General features: G+C 32.1%; 21 protein-coding genes. 8 read left to right on the top strand and 13 right to left on the bottom strand.

Translation table 11 applies throughout. The annotated features are described in order from the left end of the window. Position 1: 1 nt before the first annotated feature. Genes nadD through VOI25_RS02145 form a run of 3 tightly spaced genes read right to left on the bottom strand, consistent with a single transcriptional unit; the run spans position 2 to position 2056 of the window. Positions 2-580 (bottom strand): nicotinate (nicotinamide) nucleotide adenylyltransferase, encoded by a 579-nt coding sequence (gene nadD, locus VOI25_RS02155; RefSeq protein WP_323787288.1) that lies wholly within the window; start codon positions 578-580, stop codon positions 2-4. Positions 581-582: 2 nt separating this feature from the next. After that, positions 583-1173, bottom strand: coding sequence for a guanylate kinase (gene gmk, locus VOI25_RS02150; RefSeq protein ID WP_323787286.1), 591 nt, complete (start codon positions 1171-1173; stop codon positions 583-585). A 25-nt stretch (positions 1174-1198) separates the two neighbouring features. After that, on the bottom strand, positions 1199-2056 hold the full coding sequence (locus VOI25_RS02145; RefSeq protein WP_323787284.1) for a YicC/YloC family endoribonuclease: 858 nt from the start codon (positions 2054-2056) through the stop codon (positions 1199-1201). Between the two features lie 105 nt (positions 2057-2161). Between VOI25_RS02145 and VOI25_RS02140 the strand changes: the two genes are divergently transcribed. After that, the gene (locus VOI25_RS02140) at positions 2162-2638 is read left to right on the top strand and encodes a thioesterase family protein (protein ID WP_323787627.1); all 477 of its coding nucleotides are present in this window, start codon (positions 2162-2164) and stop codon (positions 2636-2638) included. Here the strand turns inward: VOI25_RS02140 and VOI25_RS02135 are convergent. Next, positions 2630-3523 carry a DMT family transporter gene (locus VOI25_RS02135; protein ID WP_323787282.1) on the bottom strand — a complete coding sequence of 298 codons (894 nt, stop codon included), beginning with the start codon at positions 3521-3523 and terminating at the stop codon, positions 2630-2632. The two genes, VOI25_RS02140 and VOI25_RS02135, sit on opposite strands and share 9 nt — an antisense overlap. Further along, positions 3516-3875, bottom strand: coding sequence for an arsenate reductase family protein (locus tag VOI25_RS02130; protein WP_323787280.1), 360 nt, complete (start codon positions 3873-3875; stop codon positions 3516-3518). The genes VOI25_RS02135 and VOI25_RS02130 overlap by 8 nt, the downstream gene beginning before the upstream one ends. A gap of 108 nt (positions 3876-3983) precedes the next feature. On the opposite strand from VOI25_RS02130, the gene VOI25_RS02125 reads away from it, so the two are divergent. Continuing rightward, on the top strand, positions 3984-5231 hold the full coding sequence (locus VOI25_RS02125; protein WP_323787278.1) for a sodium:proton antiporter: 1248 nt from the start codon (positions 3984-3986) through the stop codon (positions 5229-5231). On the opposite strand, the gene VOI25_RS02120 is transcribed toward VOI25_RS02125, so the two are convergent. After that, entirely contained in the window at positions 5228-5947 is a 720-nt protein-coding gene (locus VOI25_RS02120) for a DUF3298 and DUF4163 domain-containing protein (RefSeq protein ID WP_323787275.1), read from the bottom strand. The genes VOI25_RS02125 and VOI25_RS02120 overlap by 4 nt on opposite strands. Before the next feature lie 106 nt (positions 5948-6053). Here VOI25_RS02120 and VOI25_RS02115 point away from each other — a divergent pair, with 106 nt between their 5' ends. Then, a complete protein-coding gene (locus VOI25_RS02115; RefSeq protein WP_323787273.1) occupies positions 6054-7220 on the top strand; it encodes a cystathionine gamma-synthase in 1167 nt (388 codons plus the stop codon). A 76-nt stretch (positions 7221-7296) separates the two neighbouring features. Here VOI25_RS02115 and VOI25_RS02110 read toward each other — a convergent pair whose 3' ends face one another. Further along, on the bottom strand, positions 7297-8112 hold the full coding sequence (locus tag VOI25_RS02110; RefSeq protein WP_323787271.1) for a THC0290_0291 family protein: 816 nt from the start codon (positions 8110-8112) through the stop codon (positions 7297-7299). Between the two features lie 212 nt (positions 8113-8324). On the opposite strand from VOI25_RS02110, the gene gdhA reads away from it, so the two are divergent. Then, complete coding sequence (gene gdhA, locus VOI25_RS02105; RefSeq protein WP_323787269.1) at positions 8325-9668, top strand: NADP-specific glutamate dehydrogenase; 1344 nt, start codon at positions 8325-8327, stop codon at positions 9666-9668. A gap of 55 nt (positions 9669-9723) precedes the next feature. Here gdhA and VOI25_RS02100 read toward each other — a convergent pair whose 3' ends face one another. Together VOI25_RS02100 and VOI25_RS02095 are read right to left on the bottom strand one after the other, a co-directional pair. Further along, positions 9724-10725 (bottom strand): alginate O-acetyltransferase AlgX-related protein, encoded by a 1002-nt coding sequence (locus VOI25_RS02100; protein WP_323787267.1) that lies wholly within the window; start codon positions 10723-10725, stop codon positions 9724-9726. A gap of 41 nt (positions 10726-10766) precedes the next feature. Continuing rightward, positions 10767-12086, bottom strand: coding sequence for an MBOAT family O-acyltransferase (locus tag VOI25_RS02095; RefSeq protein WP_323787265.1), 1320 nt, complete (start codon positions 12084-12086; stop codon positions 10767-10769). 185 nt (positions 12087-12271) lie between these two features. Here VOI25_RS02095 and VOI25_RS02090 point away from each other — a divergent pair, with 185 nt between their 5' ends. From VOI25_RS02090 to VOI25_RS02080, 3 genes are read left to right on the top strand one after another with little or no spacing between them, the layout of a single operon-like run. Beyond that, on the top strand, positions 12272-14668 hold the full coding sequence (locus VOI25_RS02090; protein WP_323787263.1) for a two-component regulator propeller domain-containing protein: 2397 nt from the start codon (positions 12272-12274) through the stop codon (positions 14666-14668). A gap of 18 nt (positions 14669-14686) precedes the next feature. Continuing rightward, positions 14687-15406: a DNA repair protein RecO gene (recO, locus tag VOI25_RS02085; RefSeq protein ID WP_323787261.1), complete on the top strand. Its 720-nt coding sequence runs from the start codon at positions 14687-14689 to the stop codon at positions 15404-15406. A 17-nt stretch (positions 15407-15423) separates the two neighbouring features. Beyond that, entirely contained in the window at positions 15424-17838 is a 2415-nt protein-coding gene (locus VOI25_RS02080; RefSeq protein ID WP_323787259.1) for a TonB-dependent receptor plug domain-containing protein, read from the top strand. 51 nt (positions 17839-17889) lie between these two features. On the opposite strand, the gene VOI25_RS02075 is transcribed toward VOI25_RS02080, so the two are convergent. Beyond that, on the bottom strand, positions 17890-22659 hold the full coding sequence (locus VOI25_RS02075; protein ID WP_323787257.1) for a lamin tail domain-containing protein: 4770 nt from the start codon (positions 22657-22659) through the stop codon (positions 17890-17892). A gap of 114 nt (positions 22660-22773) precedes the next feature. Here VOI25_RS02075 and VOI25_RS02070 point away from each other — a divergent pair, with 114 nt between their 5' ends. Next, entirely contained in the window at positions 22774-23247 is a 474-nt protein-coding gene (locus VOI25_RS02070; RefSeq protein WP_323787254.1) for a regulatory protein RecX, read from the top strand. Between the two features lie 52 nt (positions 23248-23299). On the opposite strand, the gene VOI25_RS02065 is transcribed toward VOI25_RS02070, so the two are convergent. From VOI25_RS02065 to VOI25_RS02055, 3 genes are all read right to left on the bottom strand, one after another. Then, positions 23300-23791 (bottom strand): DUF6646 family protein, encoded by a 492-nt coding sequence (locus VOI25_RS02065; RefSeq protein ID WP_323787252.1) that lies wholly within the window; start codon positions 23789-23791, stop codon positions 23300-23302. A gap of 62 nt (positions 23792-23853) precedes the next feature. Then, on the bottom strand, positions 23854-24717 hold the full coding sequence (locus VOI25_RS02060; RefSeq protein ID WP_323787250.1) for a cupin-like domain-containing protein: 864 nt from the start codon (positions 24715-24717) through the stop codon (positions 23854-23856). A 103-nt stretch (positions 24718-24820) separates the two neighbouring features. Continuing rightward, positions 24821-25138 (bottom strand): DUF3784 domain-containing protein, encoded by a 318-nt coding sequence (locus VOI25_RS02055; RefSeq protein WP_323787249.1) that lies wholly within the window; start codon positions 25136-25138, stop codon positions 24821-24823. Position 25139 lies beyond the last annotated feature (1 nt).

The raw sequence follows: 25139 nt of genomic DNA, 5'->3' as shown, positions 1-25139 counted from the left end.
CTTATTTATAAAAATTCATTTCATCCAAATATTCCCATACATGTTCAGGTAACATTGGTCGAACATTCTTACCATCTTTGATAGATTGTCTTATAAACGTTGAAGACAATTCCATAATAGGTGCATCAACTTTCTTAATTTTTGAATTGGTATTAAATTGAACATCTATAGTTCCTTCAGAAATTCTAGGATAGACATAAATATCATGGTTATCTAGAATAAGCTGATAGTTTTTCCACTTGTGAAAACTCTTTAAATTATCTTCACCCATAATGAGTGCAAATTGATAATCAGGATATTTTTCTTTGAGATAGGTAAGTGTATTTATTGTGTAATTGGGTTGCGGTAAATTGAACTCAATATCACTAGGTTCTAGTTTTGTGTAATCTTCAGTCGCGCGATATACCATTTCATAACGTTGACGATTATCTAACAAGGAACTTTTCTTTTTAAAGGGACTGTGAGGTGTCACTACAAACCAGATTTTATCTAAATCGCTATATTCGGCTAAATGGTTTGCAATGGTGAGATGTCCAACATGGATTGGATTAAACGTTCCAAAATACAATCCGACTTTCATGATTATGATTTAATAAAATTAGACACTAGTGTATACGCATCATCCAATGCTTTATCTAAATCTTTATTGAGAACAATTTCATCAAATAAAGGCGCAGTTGCCAATTCAGCAGGTGCTTTTGCAACGCGCATACTAATTTTTTCAGGACTTTCTTCACCACGTTCCTTAAGTCTAATGATAAGCTCATTTAAATCTGGTGGTTTCACAAAAACCGCTAAGGTTTCTTGTGGGAACTTTTTCTTTATTCGTAATCCTCCAGACACATCAATATCAAAAATGACATTCTTACCTTTTCCCCAAATACGTTCAATTTCTGTTTTTAAGGTGCCGTAGAAATTATCGCGATAAACTTCTTCCCATTCTAAAAACTCATCGTTTTTGATTCTGTTTTTAAAATCTTTGATGTCTAGAAAATAATAATCTTTTCCGTGGATTTCATTTCCGCGTTTTTCTCTAGATGTTGCTGAAATAGAAAACTCTAAATTAAGCTCCTTCTGTTCGAGTAAATGCCTAACAATGGTTGTTTTTCCAGAACCTGATGGTGCTGAAAACACAAGTAACTTTCCTCTATTTTTATTCTTTATTTCTGACACAGATTTGATTTAAAGTATTAACTAGTTACAGTACATTCAATAACTGTTCCTTAATTTTTTCAAGCTCATCTTTCATCTGAACAACTAGTTTTTGCATAGGAGCATAATTTGATTTAGAACCAATGGTATTGATTTCTCGTCCCATTTCTTGAGAAATAAAACCAAGCTTTTTTCCATTAGAGTCGTCAGATTTTAAAGCTTTTTGAAAGTAGTCTAAATGATTTTTTAAACGCACTTTTTCTTCAGTGATATCAAATTTCTCAATGTAATACACAAGTTCCTGCTCAAATCGGTTTTCATCTACCTTTTCCTTAATGTCTGATATACCTTTATTTAAACGTTCGCGAACACCATCAATACGATCAGGATCCATTGCAATGACTTCATCAAGTATATCTGAAATATTTTGTGCACGAGAGATAAATTCATCTTCAAGACTTTTTCCTTCATCAATTCTATATTGCAAAATCTTTCCTAGGCTATTGTCAATTTCTTTTGAAATTTGAGACCATTCATCTTCATCTATTTCATCACGTTCAGTCGTTACCGCATCTGGAAGTCGAATCGCCATTTTTAATAATTCAGTTTCATCACCATCTACAACATCCTTAAGCTGTTTAATGTATTGCATAACAACTGTTTTATTGATTTGAGTAGAGGTTTCTTCTCCGGTAATTTCCATATATAATGAAAAATCAATTTTACCTCTTACTAGTTTAGAGGCGATGAGTTTTCTAATACTCAATTCCTTTTCACGATACAACGAAGGCATTCTTGTATTAAGATCTAAGTTTTTGCTATTTAGCGATTTTACTTCTATTGATATTTTTTTGGTCGGAAGTTGAATTACAGATTTCCCGTAACCAGTCATTGATTGTATCATATGAATTTTAAAAAAAAAGTTGAACAAAGGTAAGGAAAATCATAACGTTATAAATCATGGTTTAGCATTATAAAATCAATAACTTTGAAACTTAAATGGATTACTATGTATAAAAAAGAGTTTGAAATACGTTGGAGTGATATTGATGCGAATGGTCATTTGGCGAATTCAGCCTATACAAATTTCATGAGTCATGCAAGGATGGGCTTTTTTATGGCGTATGGATTTTCTATGGAAACTTTGACCGAATTTGGTATTGGACCAGTAGTATTTTATGAGCACACTTATTATTATAAAGAATCGTTTTTAGGGAAACCAATTACGGTTACTGTTGAGGTTTCAGGATTAAGTGAAGATGGGATGTTCTTTAAGTTTGAGCATAATTTATATGATAAAAAAGGGAATCATCTTGCGTCGAGTGATATGTTAGGATCTTGGATAGATATAAACACACGCAAACTAACGGTTTTACCTGAGGCTTTATTATTGCAATCTGAAGGTTTTCCGAAGACAAAACATTTTAAACTATTAACAAAAGACGATACAAGAATATCTGGGAAAGCACCCAAAAATTTAGGTTGATACTTTAGGTTTTTTGGTAACAAGATAAACACCAGAAAAAATAAGAATCATAGCTCCTAATTTAATTGGACTAACAGCATCTACTCCCATAACAATTGCAAAAACTCCAGCAATTACTGGCTGTAAGTAAATGAAAGTGCCTACTGTAGAAGCTTTTAATGAATTTAGAGCTAAAGGGTTTAAAAGATAGGTTCCAAATGTAGCTCCAACAATCACAAACAATACCGAAAACCAAATATATGGAGTAAATGTATGCCATTGAATTTCTAAGGTTTCTTGATATCCAAATGGTAAAGTGAATAGAATACCAAATAAGAATAACCATTTTATAAATGTAAAAGGATGATACTTTGCAGTAAGTCGTTTTATGATAATGACATATATACTGTAAGAAATGGCATTAATAAAAATACATAAATTACCTAAAGCTACGTTGTCTCCAACTCTGGTAGAATTACCTAAAGCAGTAAGTAAAACACCTCCAGAAAAAGCTAATATAATCCCTAACACCTTTAATTTAGTCAGCTTCTCATCTAAGAAGAAAATAGACAGAACCAATATAATTACTGGAGTAATGGTCATAATTACAGAAGCATGGATTGGAGTTGTCAATTCTAAGCCTTTTAAAAACAGAAGCATATTTATACCAACACCAAATAGTGAGGCAAAGAAAATGGTTACATAATCTTTTTTAGCAATCTTCTCTTGTTTAAAAAAGAAACTAAAAATCCAAAAAAGAATGGTTGCACCTACAACTCTTAAAAGAACAAAAGCAAAAGTTTGCACAAAACCTTCATTGATTACATTTTTAGCATAAGTATAATTTAGTCCATATAAAACTTGAACCAAAAACACAGCAAAAAGCGCAAATTTTCTACTATTCATTAGAGTGGATATAAGCCTTTGCAGCTTCTACAGTTTTAGCACTATTACCAATAAATATTTGATCATTTACAACTATAACAGGACGTTTTAAAAAGGTATAATGATCTAAAATATAGTGTTTAAAGTCAGCTTCACTTAAGGTTTGGTCTTTTAATCCCATTTCCTTGTAGAGTTTTGCTCGTTTGCTAAATAATGCTTCGTAACTACCAGATAAATCTTTAAGTTGCTCAATTTGTTTGACTGTAATGTCGTCAGATTTTATATCCTGAAAAATGAAATCATTAGGTAAGTCTAATGTTTTTATGATTCGATCACAAGTATTGCAAGTTTTGAGATGGTAAATTTTTTTCATGGTATGGTTTTGCAAATCTTGAAACCATTCAAGATGATGTTTTGCTTAGTGCAAAGTAAACGGATTTCATAATAAAATTAGTTACTTTTATCGAAAATTTAAGCACCTATGGATTATTATGCTATTGCATCGGTTTTAATCGTATTGTCTGCACTTTTCGCTTATATCAATGTTAAATTTTTAAAACTTCCTATCACTATTGGATTAATGTTAATTACTATAGTCTTTACGATTATTGTCGTAGCCATTGGTCAGTTTGATGATACGTTGTTATTAAGAGAAAAAGAACTCATTTCCCAAATAGATTTTGAAACTGTACTGCTTCAAATCATGCTAAGTTTTTTGTTATTTGCAGGCGCTTTGCATACCAATTTTAATCAATTAAAAATTCAGCGCTGGCCAGTTTTGGTGTTTGCCACCTTAGGTGTTTTAGTATCTACGTTTTTAGTTGGAATTTTAACGTATTACCTTCTTCAAATATTAGGACTTGATGTTGCTTTTTTATATTGCTTGTTATTTGGAGCATTAATATCTCCAACAGATCCTATAGCAGTTTTAGGAATCTTAAAAAAAGCTGGTGCTCCTAAAAAATTAGAAACCAAAATAGTTGGTGAATCCTTGTTTAATGATGGCGTAGGTGTTGTGGTTTTTTTAACCATTTTTGCTATTGCAGCTAAACCAGATACAGCTATAGAATTTGGAGAAATAGCGACATTATTTGGAAAAGAAGTATTAGGTGGAATTGGATTAGGACTCATTTTAGGTTATATCACTTATAAGTTACTAAAGTCTATCGATGATTATGAAGTTGAAGTTATCATCACCATTGCTACTGTTATGGGTGGAAGTTTATTAGCACATCATTGGCATTTATCGGCTCCTTTGGCTATGGTTACAGCAGGATTAATCGTTGGTAACGATACAGTAAGACAATCTTCGATGTCTGCCATCACAGAAACATATGTTGATAAATTTTGGGAATTAATAGACGTACTGCTAAATACTGTTCTGTTTGTTATGATAGGTATGGAAATGCTAGTGCTTACGTTTAGATTTGACTATATTTTAGCTGGTTTAATTGCAGTTCCTCTTGTGTTATTAAGCAGATACATGTCCTTATGGTTGCCAATTAAATTCTTCGATAAAAAATTACAATTTGTAAAACACACCAATTTGATAATGACTTGGGGAGGATTGCGAGGTGGAATTTCTATTGCTCTTGCTTTGAGTTTAACTCCAGATATGCATCGCGAGTTGTTTTTAGTTATTACTTATATAATCGTTGTGTTCTCAATTATTGGACAAGGACTAACTGTTGAGCCAATTATAAAACGATTGTTTAAAGGGGCAGATTAATTTACGTTTAAAAAAGAGCTAACCTTTTCAAAGGAAATTGTAAACTGTATGATCCCTTGGGAGTAGGATGCTATTTCGTAAGGGTTGTATAATATGATTAGACCTTCATCACTATAACCTATACTTTCTGGAAGCTGAAAATCTTTACCGAAGAAAAAGTCTTCTATTGGTTCATCTGAATTTGATTTAACCTCTTCTTTTAATTGGTCAGCAATTAGTTCTGATAGATTTTTATTGTCCTTTATTAAGTCATCCATTGAATACAATTCACCTGTTTGTGGATCGAAATTAAAGAATTTAATATTCGTGTTTCCATGAGCTCCACCTGTATCTAAATAAGTATTAATAGCAATACTTATAACTTCTGGAGAACTATAGGTAACTTCACCATCTATGAATGCTTCCCATTTTTGAGCACTATCAGGAAAATTGGTTTTAAAGTTTTTAAATTCAGTATTAAAACGTTTTACAGCATCTGCAATTGAAAGATTAGTTAAAGAATCTTCACCCAAGTAAGTTTGACTGACAATATAATTTTGAATGGTTGTATTTATCAATTCCGAGGCCGATTTATGACCTTCGGCTTTTGGAAAGTTTATTGATATTTCAGCATCTTGAGACATTTCAATGTTTTCTTCTACGAAGTCAATTTTCACATCTTCTTGGCAAGAGAAAACAGTACTTAAAGCAACAATTATGATACAATATTTTTTCAAAATCTGGTCCAATTTGTTAAACATTCAATAAAGGTATTACATACATTTGAATACAACGAATTAAAGTTTTAATTTGTTGCTTATCATATGTATTTGTCTCCAATCAATGAGGACTTATAGAAAACTAAGATTTATGAAATTTAATACTAAAACCATTCATGGTGGACAAAAGCATGATCCAGCTTATGGAAGTGTAATGCCTCCAATTTATCAGACATCTACTTTCGCACAATCTACACCTGGAGGTCATAAAGGATATGAATATTCAAGAACTCACAATCCTACCAGAAATGCTTTAGAGAATGCTTTTGCAAGTATAGAGAATGGAAAATATGGGTTGGCGTTTGGTTCTGGTTTGGCTGCTATTGATGCTGTAATAAAACTATTAGAACCTGGAGATGAGGTGATTTCAACCAATGATTTGTATGGTGGATCGTACAGATTGTTTACAAGCATCTTTAAGAAATTTGGCATTAAGTTCCATTTTGTTGGCATGGAAAATGCTTCAAATATTGAAAATTTTATTAATGAAAACACAAAATTGATCTGGGTTGAAACACCTACAAACCCAATGATGAATATTATTGATATTAAAGCAACTGCTGGTATAGCAAAAACACATAATATATTGTTGGCAGTAGATAACACTTTTGCAACACCTTATTTGCAGAGACCCTTAGATTTAGGAGCAGATATTGTTATGCATTCTGCAACTAAGTATTTAGGAGGTCATAGTGATTTAGTTATGGGAGCTTTAATAGTTACCGATAAAAATTTAGCAGATCGTTTGTATTTTATTCAAAATGCCAGTGGAGCAGTATGTGGTCCTCAAGATAGTTTTTTAGCGTTAAGAGGAATTAAAACACTCCATATTAGAATGCAACGTCATTGTGAAAATGGTAAAGCTGTTGCAGAATTTTTAGCAAATCATCCTAAAATTGAAAACGTTTATTGGCCAGGTTTCGAAAGTCATCCTAATCATGACATCGCAAAAGCCCAAATGAATGATTTTGGAGGTATGGTATCTTTTACTACAACGGGAAATAACTATGAAGAAGCTATTAAGATTGTTGAAAATCTTAAGCTATTTACTTTAGCTGAGTCTTTAGGAGGCGTTGAGTCTTTAGCAGGTCATCCAGCAAGTATGACTCATGCCAGTATTCCTAAAGAAGAAAGAGAAAAAACAGGTGTAGTAGATTCTTTAATAAGATTGAGTGTGGGTATAGAAGATAAAGAAGATTTAATTGAAGATTTAAAACAAGCAATTGGATAATTGCTAAAGCAAATAGTTGAAAATAAAAAAGACCAAGTTTTTGACTTGGTCTTTTTTATTATAAGATATTTTTAGTTTAATCTAAATAATAGATGTATCCAAAATTTAACCAAACTAACCAGTCGTTAGCTTTGTTAGATTTTAAATTATGATCTAAACCATCTACTCGGTCATTAAAAAAGTATTGCCATCTTAAATCTACCATTAAATCAGATAGGACAGTTAATTTGTATCGTGTACCAATACTTCCAACTACTGACCATGTTGTGCCGCTTTCATCAAATAAAAATGGATCTTCATTAAAGTTAGGATTAGCAGCATCTACCCAGCCTTGGAAAAAGTTGTTCTCATTATTGATGTTACCGTCAAAATAATTAGTTTCCACAGAAGGATTGAATGACGTAAAATGCACACCTAAACTTACAAATGGTGCAAACGAATAACTAAAGGCCTGAAACGAACGAATACTTTTAGGGAAAAATTCTATTTGTGTTCCAATATCAAAATTGTTTGCCGAACCAGTATGGTAAAGTAAAGGTTCATATCTTGGATTAGTCGAAGCACGATCTACCCATTCTCCAAAATGGTTTAATGCGGTTTTATTCCAAGAGATTTCATTTCTAAGTTTAAAATGATCGTTAAAAAAAGTATCTGTAGAATAACAGTTACAATCTGCTCTGTATGCGAAGTTAATATAGTGAACTATTCCAACACCAATACCTGTATTACCAGAGTTAGTTTCGAAATCATAACGTACTCCAAAATCTGATTGAAAAGCTACAGGGCCAGCAATAACGCCTATTTCGTGTGAAAATCCGAGTTGAGCATACACTACATTCATACCCATCATGAAAACGAATACAAATGTTAATTGTTTAAAATTAAGCGTCATAGAGTTCTAATTACCAAGGGCATATTTGTTAACAAATATATAAAAACTGCTCTAACTACCAAACAAAAGTAGTTCCTCTTGTTATTTTTAAATTAGATTATATTTATTTTGCCAATGCTATATTGAGAATATAAAAAAATATATGCGTAAATTTTAAAGATAATGTATCTTTGTCCTACTAAAATGAACAATGATTATTAATAATTTAATAGATGAAAGATAAAATTGAAACTTTTTTAAATCTTGTTACAGAAAAAAACGGTCACGAAACCGAATTCTTACAAGCTGTGCACGAAGTTGCCGAGACAGTAATTCCTTTTATTGAAGATAATCCTAAATATCAAGGGAAAATGCTATTAGAGCGAATGGTTGAACCAGAACGCACAATTATTTTTAGAGTGCCTTGGATTGATGACCAAGGGAATACTCAAGTAAATAGAGGTTTTAGAGTAGAATTTAATTCTGCTATCGGACCTTATAAAGGTGGTTTAAGATTTCATCCTTCCGTAAATTTAAGTATCCTTAAATTTTTAGGATTTGAGCAAGTTTTCAAGAATTCTTTAACTACACTTCCAATGGGAGGCGGAAAAGGAGGTTCGGACTTTAACCCTAAAGGGAAAAGTGATAATGAAGTTATGCGCTTTTGCCAATCTTTTATGTCTGAATTATTTAGGCATATAGGCGCAAATACAGATGTTCCTGCAGGAGATATTGGAGTAGGTGGAAGAGAAATTGGTTATATGTTTGGTCAGTACAAAAGACTTCAAAATGAATTTACTGGTGTATTAACTGGGAAAGGAATGTCTTATGGTGGTTCTTTAATTAGACCTGAAGCAACTGGTTATGGCTGTGTTTATTTTGCACAGAATATGCTAAAGACTAATAATGATACTATGGATGGTAAATCTGTAGTTATTTCTGGATCAGGAAATGTGGCACAGTATGCATGTGAAAAGGCAACTCAACTTGGAGCTAAAGTAATTACAATGTCTGATTCTGGAGGATATATTCATGATTCTGAAGGTATAGATGCAGATAAATTAGCATATGTAATGCATCTTAAAAACGTTAAACGTGGAAGAATAAGTGAATATGTTAACAAATATTCGTCTGCAACCTATCATGAAGGAAAAAGACCTTGGTCTGTGAATTGTGATATTGCTTTGCCTTGCGCAACTCAAAATGAATTAAATGGAAATGAAGCTCAAGCATTAATTAATAATAATGTTATAGCTGTAGCTGAAGGCGCGAATATGCCTACTACACCTGAAGCCATTGAAGCATTTCAAAAAGCAAAAGTTTTATTTTCACCAGGTAAGGCATCAAATGCTGGTGGTGTAGCTACTTCAGGATTAGAGATGAGTCAAAATTCATTACGTATGAATTGGACCAGAGAAGAAGTAGATGAAAAACTTCATAAAATCATGGATGATATCCATCAATCTTGTGTGACTTACGGAACTAGAGATGATGGTTATGTAGATTATGTAAAAGGAGCAAATGTTGCTGGGTTTGTTAAAATTGCCGATGCTATGCTAGCTCAAGGTGTTGTATAATAATTCCTAAGAAATATTTATAAAAAGGCCTTCGTTATAGAAGGTCTTTTTTTGTTTATAAGTCTAATAAAATTGAGCTTAAATTTCGTTCAATAATTTCAAATACAATAACATCTGGTTTTTCCTTAGTTACAATATGATCGTTAATTTTATAACCTCGAAAATAAATTATTTCACCAAAACTTTGATTAAAAAATTGAATCCAAGCATTAGAAAAAGAATCTCTGTACATGATTAGCTTTTTATTTCCATTTGGGTTTTTAAAGTGTAAATGATTACGATTGGATTTTAATCGTATGATTTCTGCATTTGTTTTTTTATTCAAGAAAACAGCACTTTCTTTAAATTTTAAATTAATCATTTCAGTAATATCACCTCTTTTTATCGGATTATATTCAAGATTGTAATCAGAAATATTGACTTTTGTAACATCTAAATTTAGAGCGTTAACGGTTTTTTGATATCCTATGAAAGCGCCAAGATCGTTCCAATGTGTATTCGTTTTGTAATAAAGTAATTCTTTGTCCTTACTAGCGATAAGTGTATCTCTTAGATCTATTAATTCAAAATCAATCTCATTCTTTAAATATGAATTTAAGGCTTCTAGTCGTGTTGTATTTTGATTTAGTCTAAATGGTAATTTTTCAGAATAAACTCTGTGCTTATTAGGTGGTACAACAATAAAAAAAGCAATACCTTTTGATTCTAACTTTTCTTTAATGGCTTGTATTTTATCTTTAATTTTTTCAAGTTCAATTTTTGAAAAGGGATAGTTTCCGAAGCTGTCATTTAATAAATCTTTATGTTGATTGCCTAAAAAATACCAACCGTCTTTACCAGTAACAACCCTATTTGGTAGAGGTGGTTCATTTAAGACTTGTAATTTAAAATTTATGTAAGATTCAACCATTTGAGGTTTTAGTCCAAAGTTTTCATTGTAGTACTTATCAAAAACTGTAACAGATTGAGATGGATTACTTAACGTTAATACAGGAAATTTTTTATTATCGTTACCACTAGAAAATAAAAGAACATTAGGCACTATTAAGAATGCCAAAAACAGAATGCCGAATATTAGTTTTATGTTTTTGTTTTCAATCAAAATCTAAAATAAATAAAAGGGTTGTAGGAGTCTATCGAAATGTAAATACAGCTAATAATGAATAGAAATAATAAACATGAATATCTTAATCCATGATAAATATTTAAGTTGTTTTTAAACTGTAAAACAATAAATTGATTAATTTTTTTATGTAATGGAGTCGAAAATAATACAGCTAATAAAAGAACTACAAACGTTTCTTTAGAGCAATAGAAATATAAAAACTCAGTGTTTGTTTGAACATTAAATGAGAACATAGCTTTTAAATAAATGAAAGCATCAGAAATTGATTCACTTCTGAAAAACACCCAAGACAGAGACACTATGAATAATAAATAAAGGTGTGTTATTATTTTTGGCAATTTCTTCAATGTTTTATCAAAACCAATACGTTCTATAATGATAAATAATCCATGAATCATTCCCCAAATAATAAAGGTCCAACTAGCTCCATGCCATAACCCAGTTACAAAAAACACAATAAAAAGGTTGATATAAGTTCTTAAATTACTTTTTTTGTTTCCACCTAAAGAAATGTAAACATAATCTCTAAACCAATGTGATAACGTCATATGCCAACGCCTCCAAAATTCTCTTATTGATTTTGATATATATGGGTAATTGAAGTTTTCGGGAAAATTAAAACCTAACATTTTTCCTAGACCAATAGCCATGTCTGAATACCCAGAAAAATCAAAATAAATCTGAAAACTATAAGCAAGTACTCCCAAAAAAGCAAGAAACGAAGACATTTCACCAGTTGGCATATTAAAAATTCCATCTGCTAAAAAAGCACAATTATTAGCAATTAACATTTTTTTTGCCAAACCAATAATAAAGCGTTCTATTCCTTCTGTAAAAAGAGGTACTGTAGTTTTACGACTTTTAAGTTCTGATTCGACATCCTTATACCTCACTATTGGACCCGCTATTAACTGCGGAAAGAGTGTTACATAAGTTGCAAAATTTATGAAATTCCTATCAGCTTTCACATGACCACGATAAACATCAATAGTATAAGACATAGTTTGAAATGTGTAAAAACTAATACCTAGAGGTAAAATCACATCAGAAAATCTAGTAGCATCTTCAATACTAATGTTAAAATTGCTAAGAAAAGCCGCTAAGTTTGTAAAAGTAAAATCAGCATATTTGAAATATAGTAGAATTCCAATATTAAAAATTAAGGACAAATATAACCCAAGCTTTTTTCTACCGGTTTCTATTATCAATCCGGATGAAAAATCTATTATAGCAGAACATACAATTAATAAAACAAGTTCTGATTCTCCCCAACTATAAAAAGCTAGGCTCATTAAAAGCAGAAAAGCATTTTTAATTTTTTTCGGGAAAATGTAATATAATAGTAATGTTAAGGGTAAAAAAAGAAAGAGAAAAACAGGACTGCTAAATAACATATCTTAATTTAAAACGAAAATCGAATATACAATAAAATATGTTATTTTTGGTTAATATTTAAGCCTCTCAAAGCACTATATTAATGAAGCCTTTCAGACTACTAACAGTTATTTTATTATTAATAGTTACTAGACCAATTTATGGTCAAGATTTTTCTAGTTTATGGGAGGGACATTTTTCTTACTTAAATATTATAGATTTTTCAAGTAGCGAAGACGTTTTATTCGCTGCCTCAGAAAATGCCGTATTTACATTTGATTATAACACCAATGAAATTAATGAAATAAGTACTATTGAAGGTTTGTCTGGCGGTAAAATTTCAAGTCTTTATTACAGTGAAGTTAATGACATACTAGTTATAGGTTATGATACAGGCTTAATAGATATTGTTTTAAGCGACAACGAAGTGTTGACGGTTATCGACATTTTAAATAAAGTGACAATACCTCCAGATACTAAAAACATTAATCATTTTTATGAGCACGAAGGATTACTGTATATTTCTACAGATTATGGTATTTCTGTGTATGATTTAGAACGTTTAGAATTTGGAGACACCTATTTCATAGGTTCTGGAGGCTCGCAAATAACAGTAAATCAAACTACAGTTTATGATGGGTTTGTTTATGCAGCTTGTACTGATGGTAATGGTATAAAAAAGGCAGATTTGTCAAACCCTAATCTTATTGATTTTAATCAGTGGGAAATTATAAGAAGTGGTAATTTTAAGGCTATAGAAAGTGTTGAGGACAAAATTTATGCGATTGGATTTAATAGAGCTATTGTTGATGTTCTTGTTAATCCCTTTGCGCAAATATTTCAGTACCCATTATTGCCTATTGATATGAGAAGTAAGGGTTCTAACTTAGTAGTTACAACAGTAACAACAGTTTATATTTATGATGCTTTATTCAACCTCATTGCTGTAGTAGATAATGATCCTGATTTAGGTATTGAATTTACAGCAGGAACAATAAATAGCCAAGATGAAATATTTATAGGGACGATGGGTATTATTAATGATGGCAAACCAGGACGAGGAGTTATTAAATCAACATTTAGTAATCTTAATGATTTTGAGGAAATTCATCCTGAAGGACCTCTTCGAAATAATGTGTTTTCAATTCAAACGCCTTCAAACGAAATATGGGCCGTTTTTGGAGGTTATTCACGATCGTTTAATTTTAATGGAGGAATAAGAAAAACAGGAATTAGTCATTATAAAAATGAGGAATGGATTAATACTCCATTTGATACCATTGCATCAGTTATTGAAGAACCTTTCTATTTGTCTAATATTACAGTCAATCCTTTTGATAATAATCAAGTTTTTATTGGGTCTTATTGGTCCGGATTAATTGAGTTTAATGATGAAGTACCAACGATACTCTATAATCAAGATAATAGCACATTAACACCTTTTTCAGGAAATTTTAAACTAATTACAACATCTACATTTGACAGAAATGGAGCTCTTTGGGTTATGAATGTTCGAAATCCAAGACCAATGAATAAGTTTGAAAATGGTCAATGGACTTCTTATGATTTTACTTCAATCATTCCTGTACCTCCTTTTAATTCAAACATTGGATTTTCCTCTTTAGTTACCGACAATCAAAACAATAAATTTGTGGGCTCCTTTTCTTTTGGAGTTGTAGGTTTTAATGAAAATGGAGGAACTGATTCACTAAGCTCTGCCTCTGGTGAGGCACTTAACTTCCCTTCTCCTTATGTAAAAGCCTTGGCCATTGATAATAATGGTCAGTTATGGATAGGGACAGAAAAAGGATTAAGAATATTATTTAATCCAGCCAATTTTTTTACCAATCCAGCCGTTAATAATATTGTGATTTTAGAAGAAGGTATTCCTAAAGAATTACTTTCAAATCAATTAATTACAACAATAGCTGTAGATGGTTCAAATAACAAATGGGTAGGAACTTCAGATTCTGGGCTATTTTATTTTTCTCCAGACGGACAAGAAACCATCTTTCATTTTACTAAAGATAATTCCCCTTTACCAACTAATAATATAAATGAAGTGTCAATAGATCCTTCTTCAGGACGAGTTTATATAGCAACACCCAATGGACTGCTTTCCTTTTCATCTGGCGGAACTAAACCAGAAGACACTCTAGATAATGCGTTTGTATATCCAAACCCAGTTCGACCAGAATATAATATTTTAGGATCAAACAATCTAAACGATATAAATAACGGCGTAAAAATTTCTAGTCTCACAGAAAACGTAAATATAAAAATCACAGATATTGAAGGAAATCTTGTTGCAGAAGCACAATCTAGAGTAAACCAAAGATCGTCTAGAGCTAATTATAATTTTGCAATAGATGGAGGAACAGCAATTTGGAACGGAAAAAACCTAGCAAATAATGTTGTTGCAACTGGAGTTTATCTCATTTTCATATCTGATTTAGATTCTTTTGAAACTAAAATTTTAAAACTACTTATAGTAAGGTAATATTTACTGCATATTATAATGCTCAACAAAAACAAGGCTATTGTTATTTCTAAAATAAGATATCGTGATAATGATCTTATTGCAACATGTTTCACAAGACAAAAAGGTCTAGTTTCATATTTAATACGTGGTGCATTAAAAGCTACTAAAGGAAACTCGAAAGCTGTTTACTTTCAATTATTATCTCAACTTCAAATTGAAGAAAGTTTTAAAGCCAATCAATCGCTTCAATATATTAAAGAGGTTAAGATTGATTATATATATAGAAGTATTCATACCAATGTTTTTAAGAGTTCTATAGCCATGTTTTTGGCAGAAATTTTAGCCACGGTTTTAAAAGAAGAGGAACAAAACCTAGAACTTTATGAATATCTTGAGGTCACATTTAAATGGTTAGACTATCAAGAAGAATTTTCAAATTTTCATTTATTGTTTTTGCTCAATTTAACTCAGTATCTAGGTTTTTATCCTGAAAACACAAATAGTGACGCACCTTACTTTAATCTTTCTAATGGCTTATTTGAAACTCAGAAGTCAAATGTGTATTCAGTTTCAGGAGAAAATTTAATACTTTTAAAAAGGTTGTTAGGCATAAATTTTGATGAATTAAAAACAATTAAGATAAGTTCAAAACAAAGGCAATCGTTTTTAACCATGCTATTGTTATATTTTGAATTACATTTGGGCAGCTTTAAAAAACCAAAATCTCTACAAGTATTTAATCAAGTATTCAATTAGAAATATCTTTACATTTTATGAAGTTAATTACCATACTAATTATTTGTTTATGTGCTATTTTAAGCGCGAATGCTCAAGACATTAAAGTACTTGACCAGGAAACACAAATACCAGTAGTTGGAGTTACTATTTATAATTTAGAAAAAGATAAATCTGTTATTACTGATATTGATGGCATAGCATCTCTAGACCAATTTGATTCTAATGAAACAATTTACTTTCAGAATATACTTTATGTGCTGTTTTCCACTGAAAAGAATGTAATATTAAATAATAATAATGTCGTTTTATTAGTACCTAAAGTGCAAGGCTTGAATCAAGTTGTGATTTCAGCGTCAAAATTTGAACAAAGTAAACGTGATATTCCTCAAACAATAGTTAATATAAATTCTGCTGAGATCGAGTTTGCAAATCCGCAAACCAGTGCAGATTTATTAGAAGGCACAGGTAATGTGTATATTCAAAAGAGTCAATTAGGAGGTGGAAGCCCTATTATTAGAGGGTTTTCTACTAATCGACTTTTAATTACTGTTGATGGTGTGAGAATGAATAATGCCATATTTAGAAGTGGGAATTTACAAAACGTGATATCAATTGATCCATTTACAATTCAAAATACAGAAATTACTTTAGGAGCAGGATCAGTTGTATACGGTAGTGATGCCATTGGAGGTGTTATGAGTTTTTACACTCAAAAGCCTCAATTATCGTATAAAGATTCTATGTACTTTAATGCGAATGCTGTTGCCAGATACGCCACAGCAAACAAAGAAAAAACAGGGCATTTAGATGTTAATTTTGGTTTAAAAAAATGGGCATTCTTAAGCAGTTTTAGTTATACCGATTTTGATGATTTAAAAATGGGTAAACATGGTTCTGATGCTTATTTAAGACCAGAATATATTGAAACAGTAAATGGCCAAGATATTATTGTTCAAAATGCTAACCCAAGAATTCAAGTGCCAACTGGATATGATCAAATTAATGTGTTGCAGAAAGTACGATATGAGCCTAAAGAAGATTTAAGTTTTGATCTAGGTTTATACTATACAACCACATCCTCATATTCAAGGTATGATAGACTAAAGAGGTATAGAGGCAATGAACTGCGATCTGCAGAGTGGACTTATGGACCACAACGTTGGTTTATGGGTAATTTTCAGGTTACTAAACTGAGTAGTAGTTCTAATCTGTATGATAAAATTCAAGCAACAGCAGCTTATCAAAATTTTCAAGAGAGTAGGTTTGATCGTGATTTTCAATCGAGTCTAAGAAGTGTAAGAGAAGAGTCTGTTGATGCTTACTCTTTAAATGTTGATTTTGAAAAGCAATTAAGTAAAAAAAGTGAACTCTTTTACGGCTTAGAATATGTTTATAATAGAGTAGGCTCAAATGGTTTCACTGAAGACATTACAACCAATGAATCAAGTATTACAGTCTCAAGATATCCTAACGGTTCAGATTGGCAATCAATGGCAGCTTACGCAAGCTTTAAATATAAACCCAATAGTGAGTTTGTCTTTCAATCTGGCTTAAGATATAATTATGTGATTGCTCATGCTGATTTTACTGAAAACAATGTGTTTTTAAATTTACCTTTTGATAACTCGAAAATTGATACAGGAGCTTTAACAGGTACAGCAGGAATTAGTTGGATTCCAAATGAAATGATTCAGTGGAAATTAAATGCATCAACCGCATTTAGAGCACCTAATATTGATGACATTGGGAAAGTTTTTGATTCTGAACCTGGTTCGGTGGTGGTCCCTAATCCAAATCTTAAAGCAGAATATGCTTATGGAGGTGAATTGGGATTAAAACTTAATTTTGATGATGTATGTATTATTGATATGGCTACCTATTATACCTTTTTAGATAATGCCTTAACACGAAGCGACTTCACATTAAATGGAAGCTCTCAAATTGTGTATGATGGCGAATTAAGTAATGTACAAGCCATACAAAATGTATCTAAAGAACGAATTTATGGTTTTGAAGCTGGAATTCAATTTAGAGTTTCTGAAACGATGAAACTCTTATCTCAATACAATGTAATTGGTGGAACTCAGGACAATAATGGATTAGAACTTCCTGTTCGACATGTGGTGCCTAACTTTGGTAACACACACGTTGTTTGGCAGAAAGATAAATTCCAAATAGATGCTTTTTTAGAATACAATAATGAATTATCATTTGATCAATTAGCACCTTCTGAACAGTCTAAAGATTTTATCTATGCTTTAGATAATAATGGGAATCCATATGCTCCTTCGTGGTATACTCTTAATTTAAGGTCGCAATATCGATTTTCTAATTCGACGACAATTACAGCGGCTTTAGAGAACATAACAGACCAAAGATACTTAACATATTCTTCAGGTATTACTGCACCTGGAAGGAATTTAATTGTATCTTTAAAGTACAGTTTGTAAATTAAAAAAGGCCTCAAATAGTTGAAGCCTTTCTAATTTTTATATTTAAAATTATTTACGTTTAATTGCTCGTTTAGTTATTGTTTGACCATTAGACAAACCTACTTTAGCGATATATGCTGTCTGACTTAAATTATGTAATTCAAATATTTCAGTAGCATTATTGCCTTTTAATTTGTAAAGCGTTCTTCCCAAAAGATCTAAAATTTCAACTGTGTTAATCGTTAAATTATTTTTAACTGAAAATTTCACACTTCCATTTTGTAATTCGATAATAGACAATTGGTTTGGATCAATTTCATTGTCAATAATTGACAAGGCTTCTGCTTGGAAAAGAATTTCAAAACGATTTGAAAAATCACCATTTCCTGTTGTAAAAGTATAATCGGAATTAGTTAAATTATGGATTATGTCAAGTTGATTGTCTCTTAAATATACAGTAACGGTGTTTAATACGCCTTCAGTTTCAGAAAGAGAAATAGTTAATTCACCTAATATGCCCGATTCGTAGCCTAATGGAATAACATCTTCCATGGTAAATGGTGGTCTGCCTTGGATACCATATTTATACAGGTTTGTGTCATCTTTAGAATAGAAATCGATATAATTGGAGCCTTCTAAGCGTATACCATCATACAGACGGTCTTTTCCTAAGGTTCCATCTGCCAAATATCCAATTAATATTTGACTGAATGCACCATCAGGATTTGTCATATTTATCCACATTCTATCTTTTTCCGTTATTGAAGGTAAGGTAGAAGAATCAGATTCTGAATTTCTAAAAAAGTCATCATTGCTATATGTTCTGTCTCGCATGGCATTGGTAAACTCAATAGTACCAGCAGAAATCGCATCAATAAAAAATCCTTGCCCAGAAGCAATATATCCAGTTGGAACAGTACTTGCCGGATTTCCAGTTGAAGCAGTTCCAACACCTCCAACACGATTATACATGGCATAATCATTAGAATTAAAATTGTATGCGTTAGGCCCAGGATTTGAAATTGAAATGTCATCTTCATGTGTCCATAGATATACAGTACCATCTAGGTTGGTATTATGATCTACAAAGTCATCTACAAAAATTGCAGAGGGATATGGATTACCCAATAAATTCCAGTCATCATTTGCGTCAGCATTATTTTGACTTAGTGAAACTGGAACTGAAATAATCCCTGTATTTAGACGTCCATTAAAAGTAATAGTGCGAAAATGTCCATTACCACCATCTGTCATTGCTGCATAACCAGAACCACTAGACATGTATGAAAAATGCTGAGTCCATGAATTTTGATCATCATCAAAGCTATCAGCATCTAAATCGGAGAATTGAGATGTATTAAAGCTATAAATTTTGCTTGGACGGAATCCAGTTAAAATAGTCTGTACTGCAGTTCCAGAAACAGAATAATCTACAGGAGAAGACCAATACGTATAATCGTAAGTTTCCATTTCTGTAGTAGTTTTGTGAACATTTGTAGTACCATTATTAGTTACAGTACCAGCATCATCAATCATTATTAAAGAGCCTTCAGTTTCAATGTCTAAGGTTCCATCTATAATTAAATCATTATATACTTCAACATAATCACCATTTCTAATATTTAAAGTGCCTGAATTAATCGTTAGTCTACAAGCACTAAAACTTGAGGTTGTAGTATCATAATCAAAATCTAATACTGTATTCGTGTTAATATCGGGTGCGCCATTATCCCAAACACCTGGTGAAATCCAAGTTGTGCTTTGAGTCACGAGCCTAATAGCTTGGCTAGCCGTATAACATGTATCCAAGTTTTCTCTAATTTGACAATAGTATTGATAATTATCAAGACCAAAAGTATTTGCGATATTTAATGAGGCCATATTAGTTCCACTATAAATTGCATTGTCTGATAATGCAACCCATCCTGAAGGGTCTCCTGGAGCGAATGAGTACCATTGATATGCAAGTGGCAATCCGCCAACAAAACCTTCGTCTCCACTTACGGTTATCATTGCTGTTAAATCACAAGGGGACACCGTTGATGAAGCTCCCATGATATTCGTTGGAGGCACTGCGGTTGAAAAATCATAAGTTCCAATCTCTGCGTAATTATTGGTGGTAACACATGTTGAAGATCCTGACCCAGACCAATCAATAATATTCCATTGATTTTCATCAAAAGTAGAATTAGGTAATGGTGATGCTGTGTTAAGTCTTCTAAAATTAAAACCTCTAGTTCCAGTAATAGAAGTGCTTAAACTATCCATCCAATCATCATCAGCAAAACCTCCAAAAGCATCTATCAAAGTACCAGTATTAAAATTATACAAACCAATGAAGTCATGACCATTAGTTGTGACATTAACACCTGACAAACTACTACTAATCTGGTCACCATAACTACCATCTCCACCTGCTACAGAGCAAAGGAAGTTATCTAAAGGCGGAGCAGTTCCAGTTGTTAAAACAAATGTTTGACCTGCGATAATCGTTCCAGAAAGTTGTTGAACTGAAGGAAAAGGGTTTGTTGAAGTGTCAGGAATTCCTGTGCCATCAGATCCATTTGAATAAATTCTAATTTCATAGTCTGTCAAATTAATATCTGATGCAGTAGGGTTATATATTTCAATGTAAGATAAACTTCCATAAGTTGCATCCGTTACTTCAGAAATAAACAATTCAGTTAAAGGCGAGCTGCCTTCACAGGATCCAATTTGATTTTCAATTATAGTAAATGCTGCAGATGCTGGACAACCAGAATCATCTAATATTTCTAAGCTACCAGAAGGAGCATTTGCGGGAACAGTAACTTCCATTACTGTACTAGAAATATTGTTAATAAAAGCTGCTGGAATAGTATTAAATGTTGCTGTGGCAGTACTTAAATTAGTTCCAGTTACTGTTACTATTGTTCCAGCAGGACCAGATGTAGGAGATAAAGAAATTACTGAGGCAGAGCATTCAGCTTCTCCTTCAACATTAAATGTATAAGTTGCATCAGCTGTATCTGGATCTGAATTAATGATTCTAACAGTGTCAGTTTTAATGCCAATAGGACTTTGTGGGTTAAACACAACTTCAAAAGCAACAGGAGGATCCGTTGGAGTAATAGTTATGGGTAATGTTGGTAAATTTTGTAAACTAAAGTTAGTTCCAATATCAAGACTAATGGATGTAACATCTAAATCTAAATTCCCTTCATTTATAATGTAATAGGTTTTAGGTAACGTGGAGCTACCAATAGGTGTACCAGAAAAAACAGTATTAAAACCGGTATTTGCAAGAGATCCATCAGGAATAGTGCTAAACGTATTTCGAGTTACATTAATTTCAGCAGCAGGAGTATCACACGGCGATATTAATGAGTCTATACCAGGAGAGCCACCAACTGTAACAGGTTGCCAATCTGTACCTGTATCCGAATTGTCACTTGCATTTGTGTTAAAATGAAGAGATGACCCATCTCCATCACCTCCATCAGCATCATCAAAATTAACAATGTCGACAACTGTTACAGAGTCTGAAGCAATAATTTCAATATCTATTCCAGCTATTGAAGGACTATTTGGAATGACTCCAGAAGTGCCAGTAATACCATTTGAGTAATCTGCTGTAAAAGGGCAACCAGGATTAAAAGTAGCATCACCACTATCTGCCAATGCTATTGTAATACATGCTCCTGGGGCAATTGTAGACCCAGTTGCAGGAAAGGTAAATCGAGTAGTGCCAGCAATTTCGATGGTATAATTATTAAGTACTTGAGAAGCTCCTGTAGTATTGCAAATCTCAATCCACTCGTCATCTGCACCTATAGAGTTGTACATGATTTCAGTAATAACCACATCTGCAATTACAGGTGTTTCGTCATCAACAATAGTTAAAACATGTTGCTGATTTGATGTTAAAGCTGCAGATGTGCCTCCGGTTGGATTGGTTAAATCTAAAACAACAATTTCATCATCTTCATAAATTAAATCATCTATAGGAAAAAAAACAGTCATACATTGATCTGCACTAGTATTTGCAGGGAAAGTAACTGTTAGTGGAAATGAAAATGCAGCAGAACCATCATCATAATCAATACCATTTGTTGCAGATGAACCTCCATTTAATACAATATCTACGCTAGTAGCTGAACTCGCCGAAGGGTTAAGTATACTTACACAAATTGCTATGGATACACCATTTTCGACTATAGAGGATGTGGTGTTTGTGAATTTCACATAGGTATCAGTACAAACAGATGTGTGTCCTGTATTAGCAGAACCAGTAGTATAACTCGTAACAACCCATTCGGAGTCAGTTGTGTTAGTTCCAGCCGAGGTTGTCCAATTCGTGTTTGGACTACAAACACTTGTTTTTCTTGTTAGTCGATTATCTACTGTGCCATTAGTCGTTCCAGCGACATTCCAACCTGAACCTGGATCAGCACCATCAGTTCCAATAGCATCAATAAGTGTAAATGTTCCAGCAATGTCTTTTGCCAAGCCTACAGCATCATCACCATTCCATGCAGTAATACTATCATATAAATCTGCTCCGGGAACATCAGTTCCGTTATTTCCAATAACATAAGTTGCACCATCGGCTAAAGTACCAGATAAAGGTAAAAAAAAGTTATCTGGGTTTGTAACCCATGTACCACCATTAGATACTCTCCATATTTGATAATTAGCTAGATTAACTGCAGCTCCAGTACCATTATAAATTTCAACATATTTACTATTACCTGTAGAACCTTCACCATATTCTGATATTATAAGGTCAGATACCTGTCCATTAGAAGACAAAATTGCACATAAGAATGTGATTACGAAAAGGGCGTAATTTTTTTTCATCGGGATAATCAATTTAATTGCCTTATAGGCAAGCTTACAAATTTACGCAAAAATAGTTAATAATGAACGGTTTAAGTCACGTCTTTTATTAACAAAATGTTATAATTTTGCACTATGATTTCTCAAAAAACATATACGGTTGATGAAGCCCAAAAACGTTTAGAACATTATTGTGCTTATCAAGAACGATGTCATAAAGAAGTGTCTCAAAAATTGTTTGAGATGCATATGATTCCTGAAGCTAGGGATAAGATTATTGTTCATTTACTTCAGCATAATTTTTTAAATGAAGAACGCTTCGCTAAGGCCTTTGTTCGTGGAAAATTCAGAATTAAGAAATGGGGAAGACAGCGCTTACAGTTAGAATTGAAACGAAAAGATATTAACAAAACAATTATATCAATTGCCCTTAAAGAAATTGATGAAGAGGCATACATAGATACCTTCAACGATCTAGCTTTAAAAAGAGTGCATATGATAAGAGAATCTAACCCTCAAAAAAAGCGTAAAAAACTAGCTGATTATTTGTTTTATAGGGGCTGGGAAAGTCATTTGGTGTACGATAAAATCCGTGAATTAATTCCATAAAAAAAAGCATCTTCAATTAAAAAGATGCTTTTCTGAGTTTTTGATTTATAAATTATAAACTGAATGTTGCTCCAATATTTACAGTAAACTGGTTGTGGATATAGTAACTGATTTTTGTTTGGTCAGTACTATACTTCGCTAGAGGGAAATTTGCTTCTGTAAAGACTCCAAACCCTTCTGAAAAGAAATAGCGTGCTCCAACATGACCACCGAAATTTTTTAAACTAAGATTTAATCCAGGATACACATCGAAATTATCATCAATATTTATCACGTTACCCAAATTTGCATTAAATCGCGCTTCTAGATCAAAACGATCACCAAAGTCTGCATCTAATCTGCTATCTATTCCTAAGGCATATGTTGAAGATACTCCTACAGAGAAGTTTTCTCCTAAACCGTAATCGTAACTTATGTTAAGACCCGATGCTTCATCCTGAAAATTAGCTGCAACTTGAAATTTTTGATCTCCTTTTCCTTTAAATGCTTGTGCATTTACTAATGAAACAGATGCTAATGCGATAATAAAAAATATTTTTTTCATAGTTATTGTCTAAAATTTAAGTTTGCAAATATATACAAGTTTTTTATACTAAAGTAGTTCTTTTAAAAACTCTTATTTGTGCGAGAAATAGCTTGTTTATTTTTCCAGTCTATCCATTTTTGACCTTTGATTTGTCTCATTAGATTATCAAAGTGGCGCATGATTAAAACATTGTAAATTGCTTTACCTAAATGCTTAGGTCGTCTAGCAATTGCTCGTAGACTCATTGATAAACCTGGAGTTAAATATTTCATATAATGCCAATAACCTTCGGGCATATATAAAACTTCACCATGGTTTAATTGGCATTGCCAACCTTTGGCTTGTTTTAGAGCTGGCCATTTATTAAAATCAGGATTAGAAAAATCAATATCTTCTCTAGTAATTAAGGAATGCGGAATTTTATACAAATATTCATTTTGTTTTTGATCAAATAGAATGCATAGTTTTTTACCTTCAAAATGAAAATGAAAGATGTTAGCTAAGTCGATATCATAGTGCATAAATGTGTGTGAATTTTCACCACCAAAAAACAGCATTGGTAAACTTTTCATTAGTTTTAACCCAAAGTCTGGATAGGTAAAATCCTTTTGCAATTGTGGGATTTCCTTTAATATATTCCAAAGAAATATGCGATATTTTGTAGGCTCGTTTTTGAGTAAATCAACATATTCACTCATTTTCATTTTTGCATGTGGATCGTTAAAACCATCTTTGTAATCTACTGGTCTGTCATCATATAAAGGGACAATTTTGTTGCCAGCGACTGATTTCATGTAATCTAAGCTCCATTTGTTATATGCTGGCCAATCTTCAATAAAATGTTCTATAACCACAGGTTTTTGTGGCTTAAGGTAGTTGGTTATAAATTCCTCTTTGGTGATGTTTTTCACACGAGGAATGTCTTGAAGATTCAGTGTTGACATCAGAAAATGATATTGTTCAAAGGTAAGAAAACGTTGTGAAACGAAATAAATTGTTTGTTAAATTTTAGTCCTTTAGAAATCAAGTAGAATACTACAAAATGGTCTAGTCTTCTTTTTTAATTTTGTATATATCCAAATTGGAAACAATCAATAGATAAGGTAAACCTATAAGGATTGCTCCCAAGAGTGCATACATTTGAATTTTTGGGTTTTCAATCCATTTTGAAATAAAATAACCTAAAATCATTATCAATGACATGCCAAACATTGCATTTCTAAAAACACTAGCGATACCATCAATATTATATTTTTTTTGTTCTTTTTCTGGCATGGTATTATAACCTGCAATTAAAAAATACATTTTACCGTATTTTATAGCAATACCAAGCGCAATAAATATAATTGAAACTGTAATTAACATT

Source organism: Psychroserpens sp. (genome assembly GCF_034670085.1).
Taxonomy (GTDB): domain Bacteria; phylum Bacteroidota; class Bacteroidia; order Flavobacteriales; family Flavobacteriaceae; genus Psychroserpens.
This window is presented reverse-complemented; position numbering and strand designations above follow the sequence as displayed.